Genomic DNA, 3,486 nt, shown 5'->3' on the forward strand with positions numbered 1-3,486 from the left:
AACGACCGGTACAGGTAGCACCTGATACTGTACGGTTTGCAGCAGGGATGACATGCCCAGCATATGCCGGTTAAAACTGAAGCTCATTTGGTTCCGGCTGATCCACAGGCCATCTACTTTGCCCTGGTAGCGCAGCAGCAGCGCTCCAAGCCCATCCTTGGCGTGGTGCAGTGTTCCATACGCACGAACCATCTTGCTCTCGATAGAGTGCCCCTGATCAAGCCCTGAGCCGATGTAGATCGCTTGAGTGCGGATGATTGCGAACGCAAGACAGTCCGCAGGTGGCTGTCTCGGTTGCTCCAAGTCGGGCATATCCTGATTAAGTCTCATGGGTATTGAACCAGCAGCAAACGCGTACTACTTGCAGGGTTAACTTACCACGCAGGTCTTCATTCTTCTTCAGGAAAACCCCTCGCCAACAGATCGAGATATTCCGCCCTCACCTCAGTGATTTCCTCTTCCGTCCAGGGATTCTCGGCTGTACTGGTGAGCATCATCGCTGCCTCGAAGAACGCCATAGGATCATGAGGGTCATCAGCGTTAAACATGAACGACTTCTCAGGCACTGGTTTCAAGTCGGGTACTTTATTGAGAAAGTCCTCCATAAACTCCTCCGTCATACCGGAGTTCTTGGCGGCTTCCTTGATTGCAGATTTGGGTACGCGCTTTGGCATTTGAATATCTGTTCCGTCTAGTGTAGTCCTGTCCTACTTGATAGATATCTGTTCCGTCTAGTGTAGTCCTGTACCTCTGGATCGATATCTGTTCCGTCTAGTGTAGTCCTGTACCTCTGGATCGATATCTGTTCCGTCTAGTGTAGTCCTGTACCTCTGGATCGATATCTGTTCCGCCTAGTGTAGTCCTGTCCTACTTGGATAGACTTCTGATGCTTCACGTACAGCCTCGTTCCGTTGTCTTATGTATTTTTTTAGGCAACCTCACTCTATATCTAATCAAAGTTTTGCTTTCCAAGAAGACAGCTCGATACAGTATTGTAAAAATTCACACACCCCCTCCAAATTTCAAAACCCCCTCACCGGAAATATAAAGCCATGGTATTCTATTTTTATTAGATAAGCCAAGGATGGGGCGTAAATGCCAATAAAAGGAAATATTGTTTATTGCGAGATTTGTGATGGTAAAAATCAACGCTCAAAGAAGCGAATAATGAAAGACATCCCTCGTCCGCTAAAAGCAGTGGACGAAGCAAGTTTAGGGCTTAATATATTTTGCTATGGGTTCAGCCTAAAATTCAAAAGACTAACCAAGTCAAGAAATAAACTAGCGCACATTGCCAAATTGACTTCAAGCGTCATTGGCTCTGCTTATCTATGCAAGTCATTAAAGATGGACGCCGTTCTTCATTCGCGAAAATGCAATAGCGGAGACGAGTTGTTGAAATCGAAAATAATTGAAAAGCTAGAGAAGGATGGCTATATGGATTCATATGTTGGCAACAATGCGAAAGGACGCTCAATATCAGGATGTTACGTGCCAACTGATCGCCTTATTGACACCATTGAAGACGAGTTACGACAGCAGAAATACAGTGAATTTCAGCGAAAAACACCTCCTTATATTAAAGTAAAAACACGTGAAGACTTGATTATTAGAAAAGACCGCAAAGATAATGCAAACGACTATCGAGATTCAGTGGATCTGATTGAGCGTAACGTACTTGCAATCAATAGTTTGATCTCGCAGCATTCAGTGTCTGTAATGGGGGTCGAGATACAAGGAATCCAGCTTTACCGTGTATTCAATGGAGCTGACTATCTTGGTGGTCGATTTTATCACGACATTCAGTCAATTCCGAACAAGGATAATGCATTCAGATCAAACATACGGATTGATTGGGAAGATACGATTGAGCTTGATTACAAAGCAATACACATTAATATGATATACGCTCACTACACCGGAAAATGTTGTAGCCAAGACCCCTATTTGATAACAAACCCTAAGACAGGGGACTTGTTCAATCGAGACGCGATGAAGTGCGTTGCACTAGTTGCGCTAAATGGTGGGTGTGTTATGGCTGTACGTAAACGCCTTCAAGAAGAAGGCTTGGGTGAGTATTGCAAACAGGCACGTTCGATGTTGCAAGAATTTAAAAAAACACACCCACTCATTGAGAAATTTCTGGCTGATCACACCACGGAAAAAGAGATTGGGCTTCTTCTTCAATATCTTGATTCAATGGTGGCAGAGGTTGTGATGACAGAGTTAATGAAAAAAGATGTTGTCGTTCTTCCTTGGCACGATTCTTTTGTTGTCAAAAAAACAGAACAACACCACCTAGAAGACGCCATGAAAATTGCATTTAAGCTGATTCTAAATTCTGCAGCTCCAGATATACGATTCACGCATTAAGTTGCGAATCCTCACAGAGAAAGGTAGGAGCATCAATTGTTTATAAACATTCCAAGCATGGAGGTCTACAGAGTAAATTTCAAAAAATTTCCCCCGGCATTTTTTATGCGCGGTATAATTATTCAAGTCGAGTGAGCTTTACTTGACCACTAATTACACATTCTGATAGAGAGGGTTTTATGTTAATCATCCGGAACTAATCGCAACGACAACCAAACCAAAAACAAAAAACTTGTGCATTTCGAAATTCCTGGTCGTCAGTGTAAGCAGCACGAGTACATTGATTATGATTCTGTTATCAAAGCGTTCGGCTTCTCCAAAGAAACACTTGGCGAAAAAATAGCATCAGGAGAATTCCCCGCGCCAGTTCGCATAGATGGATATGGAAAAAAGGTATTTCCAGCACAAAAAATCAACAACTACCTCAAGAAGGTGCGATTCGTTGGGCATATGGAAACAGCTTCATCTCGAAAGTTTAGTTGATTAATGGTCGCCTTCGGGCGACCATTTCAATATAAGTGGCCGCTATATTTTGATGTGCAGTGTCATTCAGCACCTAGGCATATCGAATTCGACCTCAGATCAATAATATCGACCTGAATCTAGGTCACTCGATTCATGACACCTACCAAACTATGCTTCATCAGGCTGCATCGTAATAAGATTTCCAGAGCGCCTTGAGTAATTGAAATCAAATCAGCCTTAGTGTCTGGAGTGCAGCAGGACATTCGGGTTAGCAGTTGAGTCAGAAGGAGTGTGCAGCAGCCTCCCGATCATTCAAGGAGAGCACACCCAAGCATCTCGAACCGGAGCGCTACCATTTCACAAGCCTTGGCCGCATAGGATCAAACCATCGTGGAACCCTCACGACACTGAAAGTCTCAGGCGTGGATGGAGAAGGTGAGGAAAGGGTCAAGGGTGGTGGGATGTGCGTTACACTTCTGTAAGCGAAAGACTGGCGAAGTTTGTCATCGCATCAGACACACTTGCTCTGGCTTGTACTTTTTTTGTACCCATGAGCTAGGGGGGACATGTCAGGATTGAGCAGAATGTAGATTTCATGCGGGTTTGAAGGGCAAAAACTGGACTACTCGAAGTTCAAGTACAAAACAT

3 protein-coding genes are annotated in these 3,486 nt (G+C 44.0%); 1 reads left to right on the forward strand and 2 read right to left on the reverse strand.

Annotated elements, in window-relative coordinates; genetic code table 11:
• Both INR99_RS17215 and INR99_RS17220 read right to left on the reverse strand, forming a co-directional pair.
• On the reverse strand, positions 1 to 330 hold a 330-nt coding region (locus INR99_RS17215; protein ID WP_194117563.1), incomplete at its 3' end, for a hypothetical protein.
• A 59-nt stretch (positions 331 to 389) separates the two neighbouring features.
• On the reverse strand, positions 390 to 674 hold the full coding sequence (locus INR99_RS17220) for a hypothetical protein (protein ID WP_194117564.1): 285 nt from the start codon (positions 672 to 674) through the stop codon (positions 390 to 392).
• Between the two features lie 421 nt (positions 675 to 1,095).
• On the opposite strand from INR99_RS17220, the gene INR99_RS17225 reads away from it, so the two are divergent.
• On the forward strand, positions 1,096 to 2,373 hold the full coding sequence (locus tag INR99_RS17225) for a hypothetical protein (RefSeq protein WP_194117565.1): 1,278 nt from the start codon (positions 1,096 to 1,098) through the stop codon (positions 2,371 to 2,373).
• The last annotated feature ends 1,113 nt before the right edge of the window (positions 2,374 to 3,486 follow it).

The organism is Chitinilyticum piscinae (assembly GCF_015223195.1).
GTDB classification, from domain to species: Bacteria; Pseudomonadota; Gammaproteobacteria; order Burkholderiales; family Chitinibacteraceae; genus Chitinilyticum; species Chitinilyticum piscinae.